Source organism: Labilithrix luteola (genome assembly GCF_001263205.1).
GTDB classification, from domain to species: domain Bacteria; phylum Myxococcota_A; class Polyangia; order Polyangiales; family Polyangiaceae; genus Labilithrix; species Labilithrix luteola.
Map to the genome: position 1 here is coordinate 213,004 of NZ_CP012333.1, position 22,008 is coordinate 235,011.

Genomic DNA, 22,008 nt, shown 5'->3' on the forward strand with positions numbered 1-22,008 from the left:
GCGTCAACCAGGATGAGGAAAAAGGCGCACCCCCCGTATCTTTTCGCCTTCCCCCTACGTTTCTAGGACATGAACGGACTCACCCTGCACTATCACCCGCTCTCGTCGTACTGCATGAAGGCCCTGGTTGGGCTTTATGAGCTCGATGTTCCCTTCACCAAGCACCTCGTAGACCTCATGAATGCAGAGGAGCGGGCAGCCTTCCAGAAGGTCTGGCCGCTCGCGAAGTTTCCGGTTCTGCGCGACGAGACGCGCGGCATCACGGTGCCCGAGTCGAGCATCGTGCTCGAGTACATCGACCAGCACTTCGGGCGCCGGGGTCAGCTGATTCCCCTCGATGCCGACGCGGCCCGTGAGTGCCGCGTGCGCGATCGATTCTTCGACTTCTACGTCAGCGACGCCGTCACGAAGATCGTCACCGACAAGCTGCGTCCCGCCGGCAAGAACGATCCGCACGGCGTAGAGGAGGCCCGAGCGCGGCTCGAGACGGCGTACGGCATCGCGGACGACTGGTCGCGCCAAGGACCGTGGGCCATCGGCGAGGCCTTCACGATGGCCGACTGCGCGGCGGCGCCTGCCCTGTTCTATGCCCAGAAGGTCCAGCCTTTCGGCGATCGTCGAAAGCACCTCGCCGCCTACTCCGCGCGCCTCCAAGAGCGCCCGTCGTTCGCGCGCGCCCTCGAAGAGGCCAAGCCCTACTTCGCGATGTTTCCCGGCTGAGGGTGGGAGGTCGCGAGACCTCTTCCGTACGTAGCCCCGGAGCCGCGCTCGAACTGCTTGACCGGTTCGAGCGCGCTTACTCGGCGGGACCTTGCCGCCCCGCGTGCGTCAGCGGCTCGGCCAGGGATCGGCCCAGGCGGGGATGCGCATGAGGCCATCGAGCCAGCGAACGACATTGGGAAACTCGGCAAACGGCATTTCGGCCTCTCGCCAGTCCGTCGCCATGCTCGCGAGCGCGAAGTCGGCAATCGTCAAGCGACGGCAAGCCACGTAATCACGACCCGCGAGGTGATCGTCGAGGACCTTGCCGAACCGCCGCGCGTCGTCGACCTTCGTCTTCAAGAGCTCGCGGTCCGGAGCGGCGCCGAAGCCCACCTTGACGATGTGCTCGAAGTAGAAGTCGCCCACCGCACGAGCCCAATGGCAGTCGTTCCAGGCCAGCCACCGCATGACCTGGATTTGCTCCTCCGGATTGTCGGCAGGCCACATCTTCGAGCCTGTCTTGACGCACAGATGCGCCATGATGGCGTTCGACTCCCAGAGCACCGTGTCACCGTCGACAATCGTCGGCGCCTTCATGTTCGGGTTGAGTCGCGCGTAATCGGGCTTCTTGAGCTCCGCGAGGTCGAGGTGGACGAACTCCGCCTCGATCCCGAGGTGCTTCACGAGCGCGAGCACGCGGCGCGGCGCCTGCGCCTGGATCCAGTAGACCTTGATGGTTCGAGCTTCGTTCTGCATGCCGCGCAAAGTGACGTAACGCTATTTATGTTCAAGGACATAAATTGGGCGTACCTAGGATCGCCCGAGTCACGTCACGCCGACCCTCGAAACTCGGAAGGAGCGCCATGCCCTACAGCGTCGAACACAAGGCCCGCACGCGAGCACGCATCGTCGAGGCCGCACGGCGCATGTTCAACCGCTTCGGTTTCGAGCAGGTGTCGATCGACCAGATCATGGCGGACGCGAAGCTCACGCGCGGCGGCTTCTACAACCACTTCGCGAGCAAAGACGAGCTCTACGCCGAAGCGGTCGCCAGCTTCCGCACCTGCAATCCACTCGCGATCAAGCTCGCCGCGTCGAAGCGGCCAGTCCCGGAGCCGGAGCGGCTCGCGCGCATGCTGGTGGACCTCTACCTGAGCGACGAAGTGCTCGACGATCCCGACAAGCACTGCCCGCTCTACGCGCTGCCGTCCGACGTACTCCGTGCAGGACCGACGCCGCAACTCGCCTATACGGAGATCATCCGGGGCACGACACACATCTTCGCGTCGGCTCTCGAAGGAGAGCCGGACGCGGAGCAGCGCGCAGAGGCCATTCTTTCCCTCTGCGTCGGAGGGATGCTCCTCGCGCGCACGACGAGCGACGAGAAGCTCCGAAAGACACTACGCGCTTCGGCGAAGCGTCAGGTCCTCGCCCTGCTCGAGAGACGCCCTCGGGCGAAACGTGCCTGACGGCTTACTTGTTCTTGTTCTGGGGGTAGTCGCAACGGCCGGCGTTCTCGGTGACGTCGAACGTCGTCGTGATGGTCCGGCCATCCGCGTGCTTCAACGTCACCGTTCGCGGCCCTGGCGCATCCTTGTTGGTGACGCGCACGAACATCTGGAGGCAATTCGGCGCCACGCAGTCCGTGGTCGGGAACGCCTGCTTCTCCCAGATGTACGTCTTCGGAGAAACGTCGACGTGCTTTGCGTTCGCGACGTTCGGCCCACGGATCAGGAAGATGTCCGCGTTGTTGTTGCAGCCTGCCGCCGTCGGCCTCTCGATCTTCGCGCCCGGAACGAAATGGAACGAGCCCCCTTCGACAGGACCGAATGCGGCAGGAGCATCGGCGAAGGCGGTCTTCCCGGCTCCGGAGACGGCTCCGCCGAGTCCCATCACGAGCAACAACGTTCCAGTCCATCGCGCACGAGTCGCCATTCGATCCTCCGTAGTCGCCATTCATCCTAAGCGGTTCGACGGCAACCGAGGTTCGCGTCTACACGGCGCGGCATCGATAGGTACGCCACGTCGGAGAGTGGAATCCACTTCACCCGGTCGCTCGCCTTGCCAATCGCGGCGAGCGGCCTCCTCACTCGACGTGGATTTCGCCCATCATGCCGCCTTCGGAGTGCTCATTGATGTGGCAGTGGTACATCCACATGCCAGGCTCGTCGAAGCGTGCGACGAGTTTGAGCGTGCTCATCATGGGGACCACGACGGTGTCCTTGTCGACGAGGTCTCCTGCGGAGGTTGGCACGCCGTCCTTCGCCAGGATTTGGAAAAAGAAGCCGTGCAGGTGGAACGGATGATCCATCTCGCTCGCGTTCTTCACCTCGAGCACGCGAATGGCACCGTTGTCGACCATGATGGGCGGAACGTTCGGGTACACCGCGTCGTTGATGGTGAAGAGGATCTCGCCGCTCGGACTCGTCGCTTCGTTCAGGACGATCGGCGTATCGACCGGGCCGTCCGGCAGGCGCGTGATGTGCTGGACGGGACGAGGCAGCGGCGCCGCGTTGGTGACGGGCGCGGCGGTGTCGATCTGGACCTTGGCCACGGTCATCGGTGGGCGAAGTCCCGATTCGTGACCGCGCTCGTACGGATCGTTCCTCAGCTCGAGCTCGCCTCCTGCGTTGGCCGGAACTTGGAAGACCACGTCGTAGCGCTCCGCGGGAGCGACGAGAACGTGGTCGACGTCACGCGGCTCTCCGTAAAAGCCACCGTCGGTTCCGATGACCCACAAGGGGACGCCCGGAATCGTCAGATTGAAGAACCTGCCATTGGCCACGTTGAGAATGCGCCAGCGCGTGGTAGCGCCGGCGCGCACGGGGATCGTCGCGTTGGCCACGCCGTTGACAAGGAGGGTATTGCCCTCGCGCCCCATCATTTTCGACGTGTCGTCGAGATAGGTGGGAAAGGAGCCGTCGTCCTTGAGGCGCACGTCGTCGAGCACGATGATGCGCTCGTCGTCGACCACCGGCTCGTCCGTGCCGCGGACGCGAATCACACCGGCAAGTCCCTTTTCGATCTGGACGTCCGTTCGAACGTGAGGATGGAACCAGAAGAGCCCGGCGTCTTTCAGCACGAACTCGTAACGGAACTCGCCTCCTGGCGGAATCGGACTCTGCATCGCCAGCGTGCCGTCCATGGCGGCCGGAAGCCGAATGCCGTGCCAGTGCACCGTGGTCGGCTCCGGCAGACTGTTCTTGAAGTGGACAATCAGGCGATCGCCCACGTTCGCGTCGACGAGCGGGCCCGGTATCGTGCCGTTGTAGGTCCAGACGCGAGTGACGGGGATGGATCCGAATTGCTTCTCGGCCTCGCGCGCCTCGAGTCGAAACTCGACGATCCGCGGGTCTGGGTTCTCGTCGACCACCGGCGTGAGCGCGAGCGGGTCGGGCGGGGGCGCGGAGCTCGTGGGCTCGGAGCTCGAAGAGCCGCACGCCATCACGAGGGCCGCCAGCATGTAGGCCCCCGGCGAGAAGTGCTGCCTCACGGCGTGCCCGACATCTCGTTGGAGTACGGCGAGTAGTCCGCGCCCTTCTTGCAACGCAGGCGATACGTATAGGTCGTTCCCGCTTGGAGCGGCGCATCGTGCTTGTTGTCGACGGTTCCATCCGGAACGGTGAAGACGACCGCCCAATCCGTTCCAGGGGTGCCCTTGGTTTTGCGCTCGCCCTCGATCGCGTCGCAGTCACGCTCGTTGTTCGTCCACGTGACGTGGAGGCCGCCGGCCATCTTCATCACCATGGTGATGGTCGGCGCAGCGAGCGCCTTACCGGCGTCCGATTCGGCGTCCTCCTCGGCGCCCGCATCGGCTTCGTTGCCTGTCTGCTCGGTGTTTCCTGCGTCCGACGCGGGTATCGGATCGGTTGGCTTCGAATCCGACGAACACGCTGCCACGAGAGCACTGGCCACGAAAACCAGTCCAAAACGACGCAACATTTTTAGGCCTCCGGCCCTCTTAGGCAGCTCGCGTCAGGCGTGTGACAGGAGCGCGGTCGATTTTTCGAAGTGACCGACAACGGATGAGCCTTCTCGACCGTCACGACGGCAGGCGATGATCCACCATTGGTCGCTTCTTCGACCATGCCAGAAGCTGCTCGGTCGGGCGCGGCTGTGAGGCAATGTCCAAGACGAGCCCACGCAACTGGCGTGGCGAACGCGAAACGACTTCCGACGACGCGATGCCGTCGGGCATGCTCGACCTCTTTGGAGGGTTTGCATGCTCGCTCGCTCGTATCGCGCGTCCATTGCCTGTTTTGTTTTCGCTGCTTCGATCGCCGCCTCTGGCTGCTCCAAAGGGAGCGACTCGGCGAGCGCTCCGAGTTCTGAATCGATGGTCGAAGTCCTCGCGAACGGCATGATCGCGTGGCGCGTGGGGGCCGACGGAAAGATCGTCGCCGAGGTCGAGGACAAGGACGGCAAGCCCATTTCCAAGGATGCGCAGGGCACGGTCACGTGGAAAACCGATTCGGGCGAGCCTGCGTCGGCGAAGCTCGCATACGACGACGGCACGAAGGCGCTCGTCGCCACGGGACCGGCGCCGAAGGCCGACATCACCGAGTTGAAGTACGAGATCACCGGCAAGAGCGGACCCCTCACCGGCGTGCTCCAGGTTCCCGTCGGCGGTACCTCGGCACTGGTATCGAATGCGAAGGCGAGCACCGACGCGGGCAGCGATGCGCCCGGGCCGAACGGCGGCATCGTGCAGGTCGTCGGCAACGACCGCATCGAGATCGTCGCCGACGACGAATCCGACGAAGTTCGCGTGTACGTGCTCGACGCGCAAGGGAAGGTCACACCGGCGGGCTCTCGGAAGATCACGCTCGGCGTCGACGCCGACTCGCCAGAGGTCATCGTCCTCGTTCCGTCGTCGGATGGGCAGTATCTGACCGGCAAATGGAAGGCGAAGACCGATCCTTCGCGCATCACTGTCGTCGTCCATCAGGGCAGCGAGACGCGCGTTGCCCTCGTCGGCTGGAAGCCGGGCACGAAGCTCGTCGTGCTCGGCGGTCCTCGCTGGAAGGTGAAGAAGCACGGACTCGGATGGGGCCACGGCGGCAAGCCCGTCGAGCTGCGCGGCAAGGACGGAGCCGTCATCACTCCGAATGGAGTCGTGCTCAAGGTGAATATCGGCGACAAGCACGACGACGATGACGGCGACGACGACCAGGGCCACGGCAAGCGCAAAGGCAAAGGCAAAGGCCACGGTCGCGACCACAAGTGATCGGAGGTCAGCGCGATCCGCTGGCACGCTTGCGCACGTGACGTGACGTGGAGCCGCGGATGGCTCGCAGCGAATGCACTCGCGCCACGTGAACGCGGCAGTCGTCGACGTTGCCAATGTTACGCTTCGGCGATCATGGCAACTCGACGTGCCGCGGGGGCCGGCGTGCGCGGTTCCACCAAGAAGACCACCTCCACCAAACGAACGACGCCTCGAAAGAGCGCACCGCGAACGCCGCGCGGCCCCACACTCGCGAATCTCTCGGCGCAGCTCACCCTGTTGACCGAAAAGGTCGATGCGCTGAGGCGCATCATGGAAACGCGTGCGACGCGCGAAGCCTCGCCCGTCCTCGCTGCGACCATCGACGAAGCCGCGTTCGACAACGCACTGCTGACGATTCTCGCGGAGCTCGATCGGCGCGGAAGGCACGCCGGCCTCGTCCCCATCGCTGCCGTACGCGATGCGTTCGTGCGCCGAGGATGGACGCGCCACACCTTCGACGAGCGCCTCCTGCAGGCGGAGCGTGACTTCGTCGTCGACCTCAAGACGGCGAACGATCCGTCGCGACTCGCAGCGCCGGAGCTCGCCATCGAGCAGCAAGGCCGGGGGCACCTCCAATACGTGGTGCTCCGATGAGCATTCCCCTCATTTGCCCGTGCAGTACGTCTGACCGCACGTGAGGAAGGCGGTGCAGTCCGGGGTGGCCTTGCACGTCGTGTTGATCTTCGTGGAGCATGCGCCTCCCGAGCGAATGGCGGCGCGGAAGCAGAGATCGCAGGCGTCGCCGGGCGTGGGCTCGACGGGCGTTGCTGCACACGTTGCCTTGGCACAGGCCGTCGCGCACGGCGCCGTTCCTCCCGGAGCGCCGACACCGTTGCAGGCACAGTTGCGCGCGGTTTGGTCGAGCGTGTCGTAACCCTGGGCGTGGTGCTCGGAGCAGCAGACCGTACACTCGTTGTAGGTTGCACGATCGGCGCATGCCGGATCGGGCTCCTGCGCGTCGGCATCGGCGTCAGCGCCGGCGTCATTGGCGTTCGCATCGGACTGCGAGACGTCGCGCCCTGCATCTTTCCCTGTCCCGGCGGCATCGCCCGACGTGGAAGAGTCCTCCTCGTCGGTGGTGTCCGGATCCTGCGTTCCGCCCCCGTCGCCGCTCTGCTCGGTGGTCGACGAGGCATCGGACGACGAGCACGCCATCGCGATGGGAAGGAGCAGAGCGAACGAAGCCAGCACGGCAACGAAGGGCGTACGCATCTCGAACACCTCGGACCGATCGTCTCCTGGAGCTCAACCGCAGCGCAAGCACTTTGGCGGCTGCGCCTGGACCAGCGCGGGCGCGACGGGCGGGAGGATACGCCGAGCTCTCACGGTCGTGCTAGCGAGGATTGCGGCTTGGCGATCGACTCCGCGCTGTTCTCCAGGTCGCCCATCGAAGAAATCTTCACGGGACGTGTCACACTGGCGGCCGCTCACCGGTCATCGGTACGACGCTGCACGGCGTTGAGACGGTTGGGCCTCGGCAGGGCTACATCGTCCTACGCTCGGTACGCGCTCCCGGACCGGACCATGAACGAACAAGACTGGCTCGCCGCACGCTTCGAGGAACATCGCTCTCACTTGCGAGGCGTCGCCTTCCGCATGCTCGGCTCGACCGCCGAAGCCGACGAGGCGGTGCAGAACACGTGGCTACGGCTCAGTCGCTCCGACGCCGATGGTGTGGAGAACATCCGCGCGTGGCTCACCACCGTCATCGCACGCGTGTGCCTGAACGTGCTCGAGTCGCGCCGCACACGGCGAGAAGAGCCCCTCGACTGCCATGTGCCCGATCCGATCGTCGGGCTCGACGGCGAAGCCGACCCCGAACAGGAGGCACTGCTCGCCGACTCCGTGGGCCTCGCCCTCCAGGTCGTGCTCGACGCGCTGCCTCCGTCGGAGCGACTCGCTTTCGTCCTCCACGACATGTTCGACCTGACCTTCGACGAGATTGCCCCCATGCTCGGTCGCTCGCCGGCCGCGGCACGGCAGCTCGCGAGCCGTGCTCGGCGTCGCGTTCGCGGGGCACCATCGCATGCGACGGAACCGAGCGGCGAGCGTCATCGAGCGATTGTCGATGCCTTCTTCGCGGCAGCGAAAGGCGGCAACCTGGAAGCGTTGATCGCCGTTCTCGACCCTGACGTCGTCTTGCGCGCCGACGGGGGACATGCGCGACGCGAGGTCTCGATCGTTCTGCAAGGCGCGGATGCGATCGCGCAACGCGCCTTCACGTTCGTGAAGATGGCAACGACCGTTCGTCCGGCGCTCGTGAACGGCACGGCAGGTGCCGTCGTCCTCGGCAAGGACGGCCCCATCTCGGTCATGGGCTTCACGGTGAACGACGGCAAGATCTCGGAGATCGACACGCTCGCCGATCCCGAACGACTCGCGCGCCTCGACTTGTCCGCCTTCAAAGCCTGATATCCAATCTTTCGATCTCGTTCCGAACGTGCGCCGCTTCGAAGCGACCGCGCGAAGGCCGCGTACTGCCTGCTGCGAGCCAGCCATCTCGCTTCACCAACAATCCCAACTTGCCATTCGAGGAATCCCACGATGTCCCCATCGTCGAATCCGACGTTGCGTCACCTCCTGTCGCCCTGCACGCTCGGATCACTCGAGCTCGCCAATCGCATGATGATGGCACCGATGACCCGCAGTCGGGCGGGCGCGGCACGCATGCCTGGCGACATGCACACGCGCTACTATCTCCAACGACGAACTGCGGGTCTCATCGTCAGTGAAGCCCTGCAAATCTCCCAGCAAGCGATCGGCTACATCGGAACGCCCGGCATCCACACCGACGAGCAAGAGCGCGCCTGGCGGCGTGTAGTCAGCGCGGTGCATGAGGGTGGTGGAACCATCTTCGCGCAGCTCTGGCACGCCGGACGCGTCTCCGCTCGTGCCTTCCAGCCCGCTGGCGCAGCTCCCGTTGCTCCGTCGGCCATCGCTGCTCCCGGCGAGACGTACACCGATACGGGGCCTGTTCCGTTCGACATGCCGAGAGCGCTCGAGACGAGCGAGATCCCCGCGATCGTACAGCAGTTCGCCGACGCGGCACGACGGGCGCGAGCCGCGGGCTTCGATGGCGTGGAGATCCACGGCGGCAGCGGATACCTGATCGATCAATTCCTGCGCGACAGCGCGAACGTCCGCACCGATTCGTACGGAGGCTCCGCGGAGAATCGCGTGCGCATCCTCCTGGAGGTGATTTCGGCCGTGCGCAAGGAGTGTCCCATCGATCGGATCGGCGTGCGCATCTCGCCCACGGTGCCGTTCATCGGCGTCTCCGACTCGAATCCCGAGCGAACGTTCCGTGTCGTTGCCGAGGCCTTGAGCGATTTCGACCTCGGCTATCTCCACGTGATCGAGCCCATCGCCGACAGCGCTCTCGTGTCCAAGGCGGATGTGCCGCGCGTCACCCCGATCATCCGCGAGCACTTCCGCGGACGCCTCGTTCTGAACGGTGGCTACGACGCCGCATCGGCGGAAGGAGCGCTCGCGCGTGGCGAAGGCGATCTCGTCTCCTTCGGTGCGCTCTTCGTCTCGAATCCCGACCTCCCCGCCCGATTCGCGTCGGGTGCCCCGCTGAGCCCTCCTGATCGGGCCACGTTCTACGGCGGCGGCGAGCAGGGCTACACGGACTATCCAGCGCTTGCGTGATCGTTCTGCGGTCACGGCTGAGCCAAGCGCCCGCGCGCGCTCTGGCACGCATGCGATGGTAGAATCGAGGCGATGACGCCGGCGAGGTCGCGTACCCAAGCATCGAGCCTGCGCCGTGTCCGATGCGGTATGGGCTCTCGCCGCCATCACGCCGCGTGGATGGTGCTCGCTCTCGGGACGGCCCTCGCAGGCTGCGCGGCTCCGAGGGAGGTGACTCCTCCCATCGAAATCTCTCCCGGGGCCGCGGCTCGCATCGCGCAGATGGATCGCTTTCGACTCCACGACGAAGATCGGAAGCACATGATGCAGAGGCCGCGCGTCTGGGTAGAAGAGATCCCCGACGAGGAGGCGAACGGTTCGGACGCTGGCGCGACGAGCGAGCCGAACGAAGGCGAAGCAAGCACCGCTCGGGAATCACCGCCCGACGGGATGACGCCCTGACCGATGACGCACGGACGCGCGCGTCTGTCCCGTGCGACGCGCGTGCGGTCGCGCTCGGCCGCGAAACAAGACGATCGCGTATGAATCATGGACCATCCGTTATAGATAGTCTCAGCGAGCGAACGTACGGTCCTTCTCATGAAGACCGTTCTCGTCACTGGTTGCTCTTCTGGTTATGGCCTTGCCACGGCGGCGCACTTCCTCGAGCAAGGGTGGAACGTGGTGGCGACGATGCGCGCACCGCAAAAGGCGCCGAGCCTCCCGACGTCCGAGCGGCTCTCCCTGCAGCGGCTCGACGTCACGGATCGAGATTCGATCGACGAGGCCATCCGAAACGCGCTCGCCGCGTTCGGCGGGATCGACGTCCTCGTGAACAACGCCGGAATCGGCCTCTTCGGTGCCTTCGAAGCCACGCCCGATCGGACCATCCGCGAAGTCTTCGAGACCAACACCTTCGGCGTGATGGCCGTCGCTCAGGCCATCGTTCCGTACTTTCGCGAGCGGCGCGCCGGAACGCTCGTGAACGTGACCTCGAGCGTGGGCATCGTCCCAATGCCCCTCGTCAGCGTCTATACCGCAAGCAAGCTGGCCATCGAGGGCTTCACCGAGGCGCTGTCTTACGAGCTCGCGGCGTTCGGGGTGCGCACGAAGATCGTCCAGCCGGGATACGCGCCCACCACCCGCTTCACCGCCAATGGCTCGGAGCGCATGAGCGGGCTCGTCCCCGAAGCCTATGGCCCCTACGCCGATCAGCTCTTGCGCGGCCACGCCGCCGGCAAAACGAGCTCCGAACTCGACGTGGCAAGAGCCGTCATGCTCGCGGCCACCGACGAGAGCCCCCGCCTTCGCTACCCGGCCGGCGCCGACGCCGAAGATCTCGCCGCGATGCGCCAGGCATCACGGGGCGAGGACTATCTCGCGACGATGCGCGCCATCGTGGGTCCCAAAAGCGGCGCGTGACGCCTCGACAGCGAGCACGTCACGCGCGGTGGTCAGCGTGTGACCAACGGATCCTCGCCGCGAACGACGAGTCAGAGGCGATGATCGAGGACCGCCTCGAGGCGCTGCCGGAAGCGCGGCGCCAAGACGGCTTCGATCCTCGGCGGCGCCCTCCGGCGTAGCGCTTCGACCTTCGCCTTCTCGTGATCGACGAAATGCACGAAAGGCGGTGAATCGTCGAGCTTTCCGACGTCGACCCACTTTCCGACGAGTCCGGCCGCTACGTGATGATCGTGCATCTTGCCGACGCGATCTTGAATGGCACGCAGGTCGTCGACGATGATCTTCGCGTTCGGAAGAGATCGCCCGAAGAGCTCGATCGCGTAGCGAAGGCGGCGGCATTCGGTGCGGATATGATGAAGGACATCGGGGTCGCGCGAGCGAGTCAGGCCCTCGTAGGCGAGCACGGCCTCGTAACGCCGAAAAAGCGCGCTATGCGTCATCTGCGAGATGCGAAGCGGCACCGCCTTCGTGGGGTTCTTGGGCGACCGCTCTTCGACGAACGCGTCGGCAAGGTTCGCCGACCTCTCGTGCAGTCGTGCGATGACGCGTTTGACACCGCGGAGGCCGCGTCTCGCCTTCTTCCGCGCACGACGACTCCGCCCTTCGAGTTTCTCGGCCAGCTCGCTCAGGGGTTCCCTGGTCCTCCTCTGCTGCTTGCGAACCATCCCGAGCAGAACGTCAGCGGCGCGAGGTTTCGAAAGGATGCGCTCGATCTCGTGAAGCTCGTCCTCCGAGGCCAGCATCTCCGTCCGATCGAGGTTCGCCTCGGCCATGACGGTGAGGGCCGTTCGCAACCGACGGATGGTCGTTCGCGCGTCGTGAATCCCGGCGGGGTCGCCGCGCTTCGCCAATTTCAGGCGCTTCTTCAACTTCGCGAGGTTTTCCTCGATCGCCGTCGCGAAGGCTGGGCCGATGGGATCTTGCGACCGCATGGCCTCTCACGTGCAGTCCGCATGCCGATCTGCTCGGCCGGGCTCTCGAGCTCGGCTGCACGTGGGTCACCCCTCGGCTTCCACCTCGCGTTTCGCGACGAAGAGGAACATGACCGGCACGAGAAAGAGCGAGAGGACCGTCGAAGACACGAGCCCTCCCACTACGGCGAGTGCCAAGGGCTGATTCGATTCCGTCCCGCGCTCGAGCGCAAAGGCGGTCGGAACGAGGCCAATCACCGTCGCGAGACTCGTCATCATGATGGGCACGAACCGGGACTTGGCGGCGCCCACGACGGCCTCGCGCTTCTCGGCGCCCGCCTGGAAGCGATGGTTCGCCTCGGCCACGAGCAAGATACCATTCGACACCGCGATGCCGACGACCATCAGCACCCCCATGAGCGCGGTGATGGAGAATCCCTGCCCTGCCGCCATGAGCGCCAGGTCGATCCCCACGAGGGAGACGGGAATCGTGAAGAGCATGACGAACGGCAGACGCAGTGACTTGAACTGCGCGGCCATGATCATGAAGACCACCATGACCGCCAGGCCAATCGCGAGGCCCAGGCCCGAGAACGTGGTCTGCATCAACTGCACCTGACCGACCCAACGGAAAGGCAGGTCGCGCGTGCGGGCATCCGAGCGTAGTTTCTCCGTGAGGTCGGCGACGGCGCTGCCGATGTCTCGGCCCTCCGTCTGCATTTCGATGTGGGTCGCGCGCTCGAGTGAATTGCGCTCGACGGCAATCGGCCCCACGGCGCGGCGGATTTTCCCGTAGCTGCCCAACGTGACCGCCGCGGCGTCCTCGCCGACGCGAACGGGCACTTGCGCGAGGACGTTGGCGTCGGTCACGAGCTTTCGGTCGTATTGCGTGACGACGTAGTACGACTGCCCGTTGTGACTGTCGATCCACACACTGGGTGTATTGATGTTACCGAGCGTAGCTTCGAGCGTACTCTGCGCGGCGCTCCTCAGGGTCACTCCCACGAGCCCCGCCTTCTCGCGATTCGTGTCGACGTGGATTTCGGGATAGTTCATTTGCCCCGTAATCCAGACATCGCGCACGCCGTCGACCGAGCGCGCGACCGCTGCCACTGCCTTGGCCTGTTCGTCGAGCGCAGTGAGGTCCTCTCCGCGAAGCTCGACGACCATTGGCGCGAAGTAGCCATTGGAGAAGACGCTGGCGACGAGTCCTCCGGGCCATTGGAGGAAGTCCACCCCGGGCCACTGCCGATTCAGAATGGCGCGCGACAGGTCGGAGATCTGACGCTGGGAATACGAGCGCTTCTCCGGATCCACGAGCTGGAGCCTCACGAAGCCCATGTGAGGCCCCCAGTTGGGGCTCGTCATCGCACTGCGCGCGTTTTCGGGAGACCCCGCGTTGGTGAGCACGAGGTCCACGGTGCCCTTGGGGAGCTCGCTCTGGAGGACCTTTCCCATCTCTTGGAGTTTGCGTGTGGAGTCTTCGAGCGACGTCCCCGGCGCGAAGCGCACGTAGATGCGTTCCATCGACTCGTCGATCTCCGGGAAGAACGTGCTCGGTAGCTTCGTCGCCCAGAACACGCTCACCACGACGAGGAGCACCGAGGCCGCGAGGATCGTGAAGCGAAACGGGAGCACACGGCGAAGCAGCTCGGAATAGTGCGTCGCCAGAGCATCGATGGCGTGCTCGACCTTCTTGCCCAGGCGGCCGACCTCGGCGTGACCGAGGAAATATCGGCAGGCCACGGGCGTCACCATCATGCTCACGAAGTACGAGGCGATCATCGCCGTCGCGACCGTGAGGGCGAGCGGCACGAATAGGCGCTTCGCGAGGCCCGCCAGGAGAACGACGGGGAGCAGCACGGCGATCGTCGTGAGCATGGACGCGAGCACCGGCAGGGCCACGGCATTCGTGCCGACGAGTGAAGCCTCTTTGACGCTCATCCCCTGACGCTGGTGCCGGTGAATCGATTCGAGCACGACCACCGCGTCGTCGACCAGACGCCCCATGGCAAGCGTCATTCCGCCGAGCGTGAACGCGTTGAGCGTTTGGCCCGTCGCGTAGAGCACGATGAGCGCGATGGCGAACGACAAGGGAATCGCCACGGCCACGATCAACGTGCCACGCACGCTTTGGAGGAAGATCAAGATGACGACGGCAATCAAGCAGAGCGCGCGAATGACCTCGACTTTGAGGCCGTGGTAGGACGTCCGCACGAACGTCGAGGCATCGAAGATCGCGCGTACGTGCATCCCAGGAGGAAGCTTCGCCTCCATTTCGGCGACGACCTTGTCGACGGATTCGACGATGGCGAGTGTGTTCCCGCCCGGCACGCGAAGCACGTTCAGATAAACGGCATTCGTTCCGTTGACGGAGACGTCTTGGGTGGGCGGCGAGCCACCGTCTTCGACGCGCGCCACGTCGCGAATCAAGACTGGCATTCCGTCGACGACCTTCACCGCGGCGTCGCCGATTTCCTTGACGGCTTTGGGAATGGCATTCGTATAGACGTTGGCGTCGAACTTCGGAGAAATGAATTCCCCCGAGGGCAGCAGCGCATTGGAGTGCGAAACCGCCTCCGCCACGTCTTGGGCCGTCAAGCTGCGCGCTTGGACCTTCGCCGGATCGACGATGATGTTGATCTGACGCTGACGCCCACCGTTGAGCGCCGCGCTCGCGACACCCGAGATTCCCTCGAGCCGCGGCTCGATGTTGTTGAACGCATAGTCGTAGAGTTGCGGTCCGGTGAAGTTCTCACCCCAGAGAGCAACCTGGACGACAGGAGCGTTCGACGGGTCGAACTGCAGAACGAACGGCGGCAAGACACCGAGGCTCTTCGGAACGGCCGCCATCGCGAACTGGACTTGCTGCTGGACGAGCGTCTGAGCACCGTTGAGGTCCGTTCCCCACTTCATCCACACGAAGACGATGCTCAGGTTGTTGCGCGAGATGCTCTCGACGTGATCGACGCCAGGCGTTGCGCTGACGTACTTCTCGACGCGCCACGTGATGGTCTTCTCCATGTCCTTCGGACCGAGACCCGGCGCGAGCGTGCCGACCACAAGCACGGGCGGCGTGAGTTCGGGGAACGTATCGATGGGCATGCGCGGCGTGACGACGGCCGCGAACACGGCGAGAGCGATGCAGAGCATCAGCATCGCGATGGGGTTCCGAAGAGCGAGTGCCGTCATCCCGTGCTCCTCGCCGCGTCAGGGCGCCTCCACCTTCGCGGTCACGGGGTCGCCGTCGGCAAGGAGCGACCGGCCTTCGGTGACGACCAGGGTTCCTGCCGCGAGCGACGTGTCGAGGTAGAGGGTGCCCGCGACCTCGCCTTGAATCGGAAAGACCACCTTCTTGGCGTGTCCGTTCTCGACGACATACACGGTGGCCTTGTCGTTCTCGACCGTCGCCGCAATGCCAGGGATGCGCGTGGCCGGCTTCGGTTCACCCACGTCGATCGAGAGATCGGCAGTGGTCCCGACGGGAAGATCGCGACCGTGGTTCGGAAGGTCGATCTCCACGTGCACCGTGCGAGTCGAGAGGCTCGCCTTCGGTGCGCGACGCGTGATCGCCCCCGTCAGGTCCTCGTCGACGGAGCTCACGTGGATCTTCACCGGTGTCTTCGGCGCCACGACGCCGAAGTCCACCTCCGGCACGTCGGCCGTCACGCGCACCGTCGATCGATCGAGCACGGTCACGATCATGGCGCCGGGCCGTACGAAGGAGCCGGGATCGGCCGAACGCCGCGCAATCTCGCCATCGAACGGCGCACGCAGAACGCAGTCGTCGACCACGAGCAAGGTCCCGGCGAGCTTGGCGTGCGTCGAAAGGAGCTCGGCGAGCTCGCTCTCGCTGCCCGCGTGCTTTTGCTCGACGTCGTTGGGGGCGATGAAGCCGCCATCGAGGAGTGAACGAACACGCCTTGCCTCGTCCGCCAGGGCCCGCTGCCTGGCTTCGATGGCCTGCGCCTGCATCGCCATTGCCTGATGACTCGCGGCGGACTCACGACAGTCGAGCGTCGCGAGAACCTGGCCACGGCGAACCGTTGCGCCAGGACGAACGAGCACGGTGTCGATGTAAGCCGCAACGAGCTGCGGACCGACGTCGGCTTCGACCCACGACTCGACCGTCGCCACGTATTGCCGCGATGGCCGATACGACGTCGCCACGGCAGGGACCACCGTGACGCCCTTGGGGCTCGAGGCAAGCGCCACGTGGTTGACCGCGTGTTTCGCACGAAAGTACAGCAGCATGCCCGTAGCGATGACGACGGCGACGGCCAGGGCGACGACGATCGGCACGCCGAACCGGCGGACGCGAGGCGGAGCATCGACCACGTCGCTCATAGGCCCTCCGCGATGGCACGACCGAAGGCGGCGCGAGCGCGTGCCGCCTCGAATCGTCCGAGGGCGAGCTGAATCTCTGCATCCGTTCTGAGCGATTCGGCATCGGCCAGCTCGACGCTCGTTCCCAAACCGGCCCGAAAGCGCGCATCGGCTTGGTCGTAGTTCGCCTTCGCTGCCACCGCGGCTCGCTCGAGGCCGACGAGCGCAGCGCGCGCGACCTCGACGGAAACGTAGGCCTGACGAACCTTCGCCAGCTCGTCTTCCTTGGCGACCATCGCCTCCTCGCGCCGCACCTGCTCCGTGGCCTTGGCCGCGTCACGACGCGCGGCGATCGGACCTTCGAAGAGGGGCCAGGTGAACACGAGCCCTGCGTCCCAATTGGGAACGTTCGGCAGAAAGCCGTGCCCGTCGGAGAGCTCACCGGACGAAGGCGGAGCACCGCCGGCACGCCCCGAGATCGTCGCCGTCATCGAGAGGTCGGGCCGCATCTCGGCGGCCGTTGCACGGGTTCGCGCTTCGGCGCTCTTGATCTCCGCGAGCAACGCGAGAAGCCGAGGACTCTTGGCCGTGGCTCGTTGAATGGCGCTCGTGAGAGTGGGCATCTCACGTGGCGTAGGAAGCGTGCCGACGGCATCCACCGCAGGCTCCGGCGAGCCGATGGCCGCCGCGAAGACACTCTGCGCGATCGCCACGCCACCGCGCGCGCGAATCCGTCCGACCTCGAAGCGAAGGAGATCGGCCTCGGCGCGCGTAAGCTCGATGGGCGAGCGAAGCCCGGCGACCACGCCCGCCTCCGCGAGATCGCGATGGGCCTTCGCGCGCACGTACGCGTCGTCCGAAGCCTTCACGATCGCCTTCGAGGCGAACACGGCAAAGAAGGCCTCCTCGACACCGAAGTCGACGTCGAGCCTCTCACCGGCCGCGCGCTGCCGCTCGGCCGCGACCTCGGCATCGCCCGCGGCACGCGCAGCGGCAATTCGCCCGAAGTCGAAGATCTCCTGGACGATACCGGCCCCCACGAACGTCGATGCGTAGGGCGCAAAACGCGCAGTCGGCGACACGAGCGTCGCGCCGACGCGTGGAACGTCGAAGACACGCGGTGAGACGAATGTCGCCGTCGAATTGTTCGCCGTCATGGCGAAGATCTGGCCGGTCACGCCCACCGTCGGCTTCCACTGGCCGTCGGGCACCTTCGCTGCCTCGGTACTTGCCGCCACGCGAGCGAGTGCCGCGCGAATGGCGGGTTGATGATCATGGGCGAACGCGAGGGCCTCGGGCAGGGTCAAGGCGCGCGTCGGCACCGGGACCGCCATTCCGATCTCTGCCGCCTGCGAAGACACGACCGCACTCTGCGCGCGCGCGACGGATGTCGCGTAGCCGAACGCGAGAACGAGGAGCGCGAGGCAGGCGGAACACCGCATCGGACCCGAATGCGCCTGATCCGTGCAGTCTGCGTACCAGCTCGACCGCGCGATGCGCCGCACTTCCTCCGCTACGGCGAACGAAGAGCGGATATGACGTTCTCATGGAACATGCGGGTCAGGCCATCACCCTCTGGCCGCTCCTCGGCGTGGGTATCGTGATCCTCGGTTTTGCTCTGCGCATGAACCCGATGCTCGTGGTCACGGCGGCCGCCATCGCCACCGGGATGACCGCGTCGATGTCGGCCATCGACGTCCTCGGGGCCATCGGCACGGCCTTCGTCAAGTCGAGGAACCTGCCGCTTCTCCTCCTCTTGCCACTGGCGGTCATCGGCCTGCTCGAACGCCATGGGCTGCGTGAACACGCGCAGAGCTGGATCGCGCGATTCCGCTCGGCCACGGTCGGCAACTTGCTTCTCGTATACCTGCTCGTGCGCGAGCTCACGGCGGCGGTGGGGCTCACGAGTCTCGGCGGGCAGGCGCAAATGGTGCGGCCCCTCTTGGCGCCGATGGCGGAAGGGGCCGCCGAAAATCGCTTCGGTCAGTTGCCGGAGCACATGCGTCAGCGCGTGCTCGCCTTCTGCGCAGCCACCGACAACATCGGCTTGTTCTTCGGCGAAGACATCTTCGTTGCCTTCGGCGCCATCGCCTTGATGCACACGTTCTTGCTGTCCTCGAACGTCGACGTCGAACCGATGCGCATCGCCGTCTGGGGCATTCCCACGGCGGCATGCGCCTACTTGGTCCACGCCATTCGCCTCGTGCGCCTCGACGGATGGCTCGCGCGCGAGAGCAAGAAAAGGCCCGAGACGAGCGCATCGTGATTCTGAAGATCGACTACCTCTATTGGCTCGCCGGCAGCCTTCTCGCGATCACCGGCGTGCTGACGCTCGTGGACCCGAAGCACCCGCGCCGCTTCACGAGCGGCTCGTTCTGGTTGCTCTACGCGATGGTCTTCCTCGTCGGCGATCGACTCCCCGCCCCCGTGATCGGCGCAGGCGTCATCGTGATGGCGCTTCTCGCCGGCTTTGGCGGGGTTCGCTCGAGCAAGCACGAAGAGCTGCCCGAGAGCCAACGGCGCGCGAGCGCCAAACGCCTTGGCCACCGCCTCTTCGTTCCAGCGCTCTTGATTCCCCTGAGCAGCGTCCTCGGCACACTCTTCTTGAAGAACGTGACCATCGCCGGTCTGCCGCTGATCGATCCGAAGAACGTGACCTTCGTCTCGCTCGGACTCGGATGCATGATCGCCTTGGGCGTCGCCTGCGTGCTGACGAAAGACACCTTCGTCCAAGCCCTGCGCGAGTCACGACGATTGACCGATTCGCTCGGTTGGACGCTCGTGCTTCCGCAGTTGCTCGCCACGCTCGGACTCGTCTTCGCCGATGCGGGCGTGGGCAAAGCCGTGGGTCACCTGCTCACCACGTACGTGGGCATGGACTCCCGGTTGATCGCGATCACCGTCTACTGCGTGGGCATGGCCCTCTTCGCCATCATCATGGGTAACGGCTTCGCGGCCTTCCCCGTGATGACCGGCGGCGTCGGCGTGCCGATCCTCGTGGGAACCTTCCACGGCAACCCGGCCGTCATGGCCGCCATCGGCATGTTCTCCGGCTATTGCGGCACGCTAATGACGCCGATGGCCGCCAACTTCAACATCGTCCCCGCCGCCCTCCTCGAGCTGCGCGACAAGAACGCCGTCATCCGCGCCCAACTTCCCACGGCGCTCGTCGTGCTGATCGTGAACGTCGTGCTGCTGAACGTGTTTCTCTAAGCGAAATTGGGCATTCTCGAATACAAAGAAACCGCGAGTTCGCGCGGGACTCGCACGACTCGCGGCTTCGCGTTCGATTCGGCAGCGATCAGTTGATGCTGAGCGGAGGCGTGATCGTCGCCGGAATACCGAGCGTCGTACGCGTCGAGGTCTGGAGGAGAAAGCCTCCGTTCGTCTGAGCGCCGGCCGAGCAGCCGGTAGAAGCATTCCAGATCGCGCCGGCCGAGAGGCTCACGTTCGTGGCATTGCCATTGGCGTCCGGGTTGCTCACGACGTCGAGATTCCCATTCGCACCTTCGTAGACGACGAACTTCTGATTCCAGTAACGCTTGTCCGTGGTTCCCGCGTTGAGCCACGTCGTGCCCGAGCAATTGGCATTCGTGTAGTAGAGCTGGGACTGCGCGAAGAGGCCCGTCCAGAGGATGTTGTAGAAGTAGCCTGTCGAGCTCTTGACCTGGAGCGTCGTCGAGGTCGCATTCGTGACGGTGCCGAGGACGGTGCCCGCCGAGTCCTTCAGCGTACCGATGCCGCCCGCGCTAGGCCCTTGCGCTCCGTTGCAGACGTACCGGGTGGAGTCAATCTCTCCTGCCTCGAGGACACCGTTGCGCGCCGTGCCCGAGGGCGAGCCGTCGTCGAGCCCCGATTCGACCATTGTTCCGCCCGTCGCGCAGTTCGCTCCGGCCGGCTCGGCCGTCGTCTTCACGAGGCTGTTGAAGCCGGCCGCGCCCGCTGCGCCCGTGGATCCGGTCGCGCCGGTCGCTCCCGCAGGTCCCACGGGACCCGTGGCGCCGTTGCAGGCGTAACGCGTCGAATCGATCTCGCCGTCCTCGAGGATACCGTTGCGCGCCGTGCCCGAGGGCGCGCCGTCATCGAGGCCCGTGTCGATCCGCGTCCCGCCCGTCGCGCAGTTCCCACCCGCCGCCTCGACGGTCGTCTTGACGAGGCTGTTGAAGCCGTTCGTCCCGTTCGAGCCGGCTGCGCCCGTCGCGCCGGTCGCGCCCGTCGCGCCGTTGCAAACGAACGCAACGCTGTCGACCTCGCCGGCTTGGAGAATGCCGTCGCGCGCCGTCCCCGTCGGGGATCCGTCATCGAGGCCCGTCTGCACGCGCACGCCGCCGGTCGTGCAGTTGGCGCCCGTCGGCTCCGTCGACGTCGTCACGAGCGTGTTGTAGCCATTGGTGCCGTTCGTGCCGTTCGTGCCGTTCGTGCCGTTGCACACGTAGGCTGACGAATCGACCTCTCCGGCGCTGAGTACGCCGTCGTTCGCCGTACCCGACGGCTTTCCATCGTCGAGGCCTGACTGGATGACCTGGCCGCCGGTCGTGCAGTGCGCCCCGGCCGGCTCGTTGACCATACGCACGAGATTGGGGAACGCGTCGGCGCCGTCGACGCCATTGCACACGTAGCTCGAGCTCTTGACCTCGCCCGTCTCGAGGAGTCCGTTGTTGGCCGTGCCGCCGCCGGCGCCGTCATCGAGCCCGGTTTTCAGCAAGCTTCCACCGGCCGCGCAGTGCGTGCCCGCCGGCTCGACGAACACGTTCACGAGCGACGTGGCCCCGGGTGCGCCTGCCGTACCGGCTTCGCCATTGCAGACGTACGACGTCGAATCGATCTCGCCGTCCTCGAGAACTCCGTTCGCTGCAATACCGCCGTTCGCGCCGTCATCGACGCCCGTGTCGATGCGCTGGCCGCCGGACGCACACGCCGCTCCCGAGGCCACGGCGGTAACCTTCACGAGCGTGGCCAGCGCGGTCGAGTCGGCGCCGTTGCACACGTAGCTGACCTTGTCGACTTCGCCGGGCTGGAGAACTCCGTCGTTGGCAATGCCGCCGTTCTTGCCGTCGTCGCGACCGGCGCTGATCTTCGTGCCACCCGACACGCAGTTCGTCCCCGCCGGCTCCTTCTCGGTCACGAGCAGGCTGGCCGTGCCGTCCGCACCGTTGCACACGTTCGCGGTTTGGGTCACCTCCGTCGGGTCCAGAACGCCGTTGCCGTTGGCGTCGATGCCGGACGAAACGCGCGCGCCACCGCGAGGGCAATCCGCTCCCGCCGGGAGCTGCTCGACCATCGAGGCCGTTTCCGGTCGCCCCGCGCCGGTGGGGGACGCGTCGTTGCTGCTGCTGCAAGCGCAAATCGACGCGAGAAGGATGAGCGACGAAACGTGACGACGCGATCTCATGGGCGAGCTCCTGACGCGATGACGCGATGACCGTCAACCACGACCCATCCAAGGGTCTGCTCGACGGAGCGGGCTCGAAAACGAGACTCCGCAAGATCGGGCACGATACCGATCCACGCCCCCCTTCCACGTGAAGAGGACGTTAATGTTTCTTCATTCGGTTCGATGAGTCGCGCGCAGCCGCTAGCTACTACCGAGCGGTCGCGACGGCGTCCGCGGCCGGCACCGTCCTCAAAGAGCAGAGGAGTTCACACGATCGTCATGCGCCGGCCGCCCCGGCTTCGACATCCGCGTCTTTCCGATGCACGGCTCGA

At 65.6% G+C, this 22,008-nt stretch carries 20 protein-coding genes; 10 read left to right on the forward strand and 10 right to left on the reverse strand.

Annotated features, from left to right (window positions below; all coding sequences use genetic code 11):
• Window positions 1–69: 69 nt before the first annotated feature.
• Window positions 70–720 carry a glutathione S-transferase family protein gene (locus tag AKJ09_RS01100; RefSeq protein ID WP_146645265.1) on the forward strand — a complete coding sequence of 217 codons (651 nt, stop codon included), beginning with the start codon at window positions 70–72 and terminating at the stop codon, window positions 718–720.
• A gap of 108 nt (window positions 721–828) precedes the next feature.
• Here AKJ09_RS01100 and AKJ09_RS01105 read toward each other — a convergent pair whose 3' ends face one another.
• A complete protein-coding gene (locus tag AKJ09_RS01105; protein WP_146655408.1) occupies window positions 829–1,437 on the reverse strand; it encodes a glutathione S-transferase family protein in 609 nt (202 codons plus the stop codon).
• Between the two features lie 128 nt (window positions 1,438–1,565).
• Between AKJ09_RS01105 and AKJ09_RS01110 the strand changes: the two genes are divergently transcribed.
• Window positions 1,566–2,171: a TetR/AcrR family transcriptional regulator gene (locus AKJ09_RS01110; protein ID WP_146645267.1), complete on the forward strand. Its 606-nt coding sequence runs from the start codon at window positions 1,566–1,568 to the stop codon at window positions 2,169–2,171.
• Between the two features lie 4 nt (window positions 2,172–2,175).
• Here AKJ09_RS01110 and AKJ09_RS01115 read toward each other — a convergent pair whose 3' ends face one another.
• The 3 genes from AKJ09_RS01115 to AKJ09_RS01125 form a co-directional block, all read right to left on the reverse strand.
• On the reverse strand, window positions 2,176–2,637 hold the full coding sequence (locus AKJ09_RS01115) for a hypothetical protein (protein ID WP_146645269.1): 462 nt from the start codon (window positions 2,635–2,637) through the stop codon (window positions 2,176–2,178).
• 151 nt (window positions 2,638–2,788) lie between these two features.
• Window positions 2,789–4,195: a multicopper oxidase family protein gene (locus AKJ09_RS01120; RefSeq protein ID WP_146645271.1), complete on the reverse strand. Its 1,407-nt coding sequence runs from the start codon at window positions 4,193–4,195 to the stop codon at window positions 2,789–2,791.
• Window positions 4,192–4,617, reverse strand: coding sequence for a fibronectin type III domain-containing protein (locus AKJ09_RS01125; RefSeq protein WP_146645273.1), 426 nt, complete (start codon window positions 4,615–4,617; stop codon window positions 4,192–4,194). Before AKJ09_RS01125 ends, AKJ09_RS01120 begins: the two co-directional genes overlap by 4 nt.
• A gap of 421 nt (window positions 4,618–5,038) precedes the next feature.
• Between AKJ09_RS01125 and AKJ09_RS01130 the strand changes: the two genes are divergently transcribed.
• Both AKJ09_RS01130 and AKJ09_RS01135 read left to right on the forward strand, forming a co-directional pair.
• Complete coding sequence (locus AKJ09_RS01130; RefSeq protein ID WP_146645275.1) at window positions 5,039–5,929, forward strand: hypothetical protein; 891 nt, start codon at window positions 5,039–5,041, stop codon at window positions 5,927–5,929.
• 135 nt (window positions 5,930–6,064) lie between these two features.
• Window positions 6,065–6,565, forward strand: coding sequence for a hypothetical protein (locus AKJ09_RS01135; RefSeq protein ID WP_146645282.1), 501 nt, complete (start codon window positions 6,065–6,067; stop codon window positions 6,563–6,565).
• Between the two features lie 9 nt (window positions 6,566–6,574).
• On the opposite strand, the gene AKJ09_RS01140 is transcribed toward AKJ09_RS01135, so the two are convergent.
• On the reverse strand, window positions 6,575–7,183 hold the full coding sequence (locus AKJ09_RS01140; RefSeq protein WP_146645284.1) for a hypothetical protein: 609 nt from the start codon (window positions 7,181–7,183) through the stop codon (window positions 6,575–6,577).
• 312 nt (window positions 7,184–7,495) lie between these two features.
• On the opposite strand from AKJ09_RS01140, the gene sigJ reads away from it, so the two are divergent.
• From sigJ to AKJ09_RS01160, 4 genes are all read left to right on the forward strand, one after another.
• Window positions 7,496–8,383 carry an RNA polymerase sigma factor SigJ gene (gene sigJ, locus AKJ09_RS01145; RefSeq protein WP_146645287.1) on the forward strand — a complete coding sequence of 296 codons (888 nt, stop codon included), beginning with the start codon at window positions 7,496–7,498 and terminating at the stop codon, window positions 8,381–8,383.
• Window positions 8,384–8,515: 132 nt separating this feature from the next.
• Window positions 8,516–9,622, forward strand: a complete 1,107-nt coding sequence (locus tag AKJ09_RS01150; RefSeq protein WP_146645289.1) for an alkene reductase — start codon at window positions 8,516–8,518, stop codon at window positions 9,620–9,622.
• Between the two features lie 129 nt (window positions 9,623–9,751).
• Complete coding sequence (locus AKJ09_RS01155) at window positions 9,752–10,063, forward strand: hypothetical protein (RefSeq protein ID WP_146645291.1); 312 nt, start codon at window positions 9,752–9,754, stop codon at window positions 10,061–10,063.
• A 138-nt stretch (window positions 10,064–10,201) separates the two neighbouring features.
• On the forward strand, window positions 10,202–11,023 hold the full coding sequence (locus AKJ09_RS01160; protein ID WP_146645293.1) for an SDR family oxidoreductase: 822 nt from the start codon (window positions 10,202–10,204) through the stop codon (window positions 11,021–11,023).
• A gap of 71 nt (window positions 11,024–11,094) precedes the next feature.
• On the opposite strand, the gene AKJ09_RS01165 is transcribed toward AKJ09_RS01160, so the two are convergent.
• The 4 genes from AKJ09_RS01165 to AKJ09_RS01180 form a co-directional block, all read right to left on the reverse strand.
• Window positions 11,095–11,997 (reverse strand): CHAD domain-containing protein, encoded by a 903-nt coding sequence (locus AKJ09_RS01165; RefSeq protein ID WP_146645295.1) that lies wholly within the window; start codon window positions 11,995–11,997, stop codon window positions 11,095–11,097.
• 66 nt (window positions 11,998–12,063) lie between these two features.
• Complete coding sequence (locus tag AKJ09_RS01170; RefSeq protein WP_146645297.1) at window positions 12,064–15,168, reverse strand: efflux RND transporter permease subunit; 3,105 nt, start codon at window positions 15,166–15,168, stop codon at window positions 12,064–12,066.
• A gap of 18 nt (window positions 15,169–15,186) precedes the next feature.
• A complete protein-coding gene (locus tag AKJ09_RS01175; protein WP_146645299.1) occupies window positions 15,187–16,323 on the reverse strand; it encodes an efflux RND transporter periplasmic adaptor subunit in 1,137 nt (378 codons plus the stop codon).
• Window positions 16,320–17,744: a TolC family protein gene (locus tag AKJ09_RS01180; protein ID WP_146645301.1), complete on the reverse strand. Its 1,425-nt coding sequence runs from the start codon at window positions 17,742–17,744 to the stop codon at window positions 16,320–16,322. The genes AKJ09_RS01175 and AKJ09_RS01180 overlap by 4 nt, the downstream gene beginning before the upstream one ends.
• 104 nt (window positions 17,745–17,848) lie before the next feature.
• Between AKJ09_RS01180 and AKJ09_RS01185 the strand changes: the two genes are divergently transcribed.
• Both AKJ09_RS01185 and AKJ09_RS01190 read left to right on the forward strand, forming a co-directional pair.
• The gene (locus AKJ09_RS01185; protein ID WP_146645303.1) at window positions 17,849–18,568 is read left to right on the forward strand and encodes a DUF969 domain-containing protein; all 720 of its coding nucleotides are present in this window, start codon (window positions 17,849–17,851) and stop codon (window positions 18,566–18,568) included.
• The gene (locus tag AKJ09_RS01190) at window positions 18,565–19,515 is read left to right on the forward strand and encodes a DUF979 domain-containing protein (protein WP_146645305.1); all 951 of its coding nucleotides are present in this window, start codon (window positions 18,565–18,567) and stop codon (window positions 19,513–19,515) included. Before AKJ09_RS01185 ends, AKJ09_RS01190 begins: the two co-directional genes overlap by 4 nt.
• Before the next feature lie 88 nt (window positions 19,516–19,603).
• On the opposite strand, the gene AKJ09_RS01195 is transcribed toward AKJ09_RS01190, so the two are convergent.
• Window positions 19,604–21,694 (reverse strand): DUF7151 family protein, encoded by a 2,091-nt coding sequence (locus tag AKJ09_RS01195; protein WP_146645307.1) that lies wholly within the window; start codon window positions 21,692–21,694, stop codon window positions 19,604–19,606.
• Window positions 21,695–22,008 lie beyond the last annotated feature (314 nt).

What these genes read in the sequence shown, in the direction of transcription:
- AKJ09_RS01185 (WP_146645303.1), top strand. Translation starts at nt 17,849, where the DNA reads ATGGAACATGCGGGTCAGGCCATCACCCTCTGGCCGCTCCTCGGCGTG.
- AKJ09_RS01175 (WP_146645299.1), bottom strand. Translation starts at nt 16,323, where the DNA reads ATGAGCGACGTGGTCGATGCTCCGCCTCGCGTCCGCCGGTTCGGCGTG.
- AKJ09_RS01165 (WP_146645295.1), bottom strand. Translation starts at nt 11,997, where the DNA reads ATGCGGTCGCAAGATCCCATCGGCCCAGCCTTCGCGACGGCGATCGAG.
- AKJ09_RS01195 (WP_146645307.1), bottom strand. Translation starts at nt 21,694, where the DNA reads ATGAGATCGCGTCGTCACGTTTCGTCGCTCATCCTTCTCGCGTCGATT.
- AKJ09_RS01180 (WP_146645301.1), bottom strand. Translation starts at nt 17,744, where the DNA reads ATGCGGTGTTCCGCCTGCCTCGCGCTCCTCGTTCTCGCGTTCGGCTAC.
- AKJ09_RS01110 (WP_146645267.1), top strand. Translation starts at nt 1,566, where the DNA reads ATGCCCTACAGCGTCGAACACAAGGCCCGCACGCGAGCACGCATCGTC.
- AKJ09_RS01130 (WP_146645275.1), top strand. Translation starts at nt 5,039, where the DNA reads ATGGTCGAAGTCCTCGCGAACGGCATGATCGCGTGGCGCGTGGGGGCC.
- AKJ09_RS01160 (WP_146645293.1), top strand. Translation starts at nt 10,202, where the DNA reads ATGAAGACCGTTCTCGTCACTGGTTGCTCTTCTGGTTATGGCCTTGCC.
- AKJ09_RS01170 (WP_146645297.1), bottom strand. Translation starts at nt 15,168, where the DNA reads ATGACGGCACTCGCTCTTCGGAACCCCATCGCGATGCTGATGCTCTGC.
- AKJ09_RS01135 (WP_146645282.1), top strand. Translation starts at nt 6,065, where the DNA reads ATGGCAACTCGACGTGCCGCGGGGGCCGGCGTGCGCGGTTCCACCAAG.
- AKJ09_RS01115 (WP_146645269.1), bottom strand. Translation starts at nt 2,637, where the DNA reads ATGGCGACTCGTGCGCGATGGACTGGAACGTTGTTGCTCGTGATGGGA.
- sigJ (WP_146645287.1), top strand. Translation starts at nt 7,496, where the DNA reads ATGAACGAACAAGACTGGCTCGCCGCACGCTTCGAGGAACATCGCTCT.
- AKJ09_RS01100 (WP_146645265.1), top strand. Translation starts at nt 70, where the DNA reads ATGAACGGACTCACCCTGCACTATCACCCGCTCTCGTCGTACTGCATG.
- AKJ09_RS01155 (WP_146645291.1), top strand. Translation starts at nt 9,752, where the DNA reads ATGGGCTCTCGCCGCCATCACGCCGCGTGGATGGTGCTCGCTCTCGGG.
- AKJ09_RS01140 (WP_146645284.1), bottom strand. Translation starts at nt 7,183, where the DNA reads ATGCGTACGCCCTTCGTTGCCGTGCTGGCTTCGTTCGCTCTGCTCCTT.
- AKJ09_RS01150 (WP_146645289.1), top strand. Translation starts at nt 8,516, where the DNA reads ATGTCCCCATCGTCGAATCCGACGTTGCGTCACCTCCTGTCGCCCTGC.